We start from the raw sequence: 694 nt of genomic DNA, 5'->3' as shown, positions 1-694 counted from the left end.
AAGAGATGATGGGGCGCCACATCGAACAAATGCAAGTAACCACTATAGGCGGCAGTTTCTCTGGCAGGCGCCGGCCATCTGAAAACGCGATGGTGCCGACCGGGAGATAATATTGGCAAACTCAACGCCAAGGGGCGCATGCTGCCGAACAGCGGATCGAACCGCATCCTCCGTCAACGCGTCCGACAAGTCGAGCGAAACGAGGTGCAGATCAAAGAAGTCGACGCAGGACGGCTTTATCTATTCCTTCTCGCGCCTGGCAATCGCGCATTTTTCTATGACGATCAGGCCGCCATTCGGTCGGCGGCGTAATTTGAATCGTGTCGAACAGCGAATCCCGTCCGCCAGCACCAGAGTGCTGGACGTTCATCATGTCGCCCCAAACAACGGTCTCGTCGGCAAGAACGAGCCCGAGACTGAGCGACGATGCTGCAATTCGAATGAAATCGAAACCGGGCGTTACCGGTTCCCCGACAGCGATTCGACGTCGCGGGTGGTGGTGCCGCGGCTTCTCGATGTCGATGCGTCTCGGTATCTTGACGGCTGCGCGAAGGTATTCGAGCCCTTCGAACACAACCGACTATGGCAACCCAGGCCGACATGATGCTTGCAAAGCCCGGAATGGGTGTCGACGAGGCATTTTCCATCGTCGGGAACGAACAGAACCGATTGCTCGCGATGCTGAGCCGTCGTC

1 protein-coding gene and 1 pseudogene are annotated in these 694 nt (G+C 57.5%); one reads left to right on the top strand and one right to left on the bottom strand.

The window, feature by feature from the left end:
* Nucleotides 1-211 precede the first annotated feature (211 nt).
* A complete protein-coding gene (locus NKH60_RS35300) occupies nucleotides 212-574 on the bottom strand; it encodes a hypothetical protein (protein WP_502907816.1) in 363 nt (120 codons plus the stop codon).
* Nucleotides 575-579: 5 nt separating this feature from the next.
* Here NKH60_RS35300 and NKH60_RS35035 point away from each other — a divergent pair.
* Nucleotides 580-694: pseudogene (locus tag NKH60_RS35035) on the top strand (methylaspartate ammonia-lyase); the annotation flags it as partial.

The sequence above is a fragment of the Mesorhizobium sp. M1006 genome (assembly GCF_040318825.1).
In the GTDB taxonomy this organism is placed as follows: domain Bacteria; phylum Pseudomonadota; class Alphaproteobacteria; order Rhizobiales; family Rhizobiaceae; genus Mesorhizobium.
Note: the sequence above shows the minus strand (reverse complement) of the source record. Positions and strands in the feature narration are given on the sequence as shown.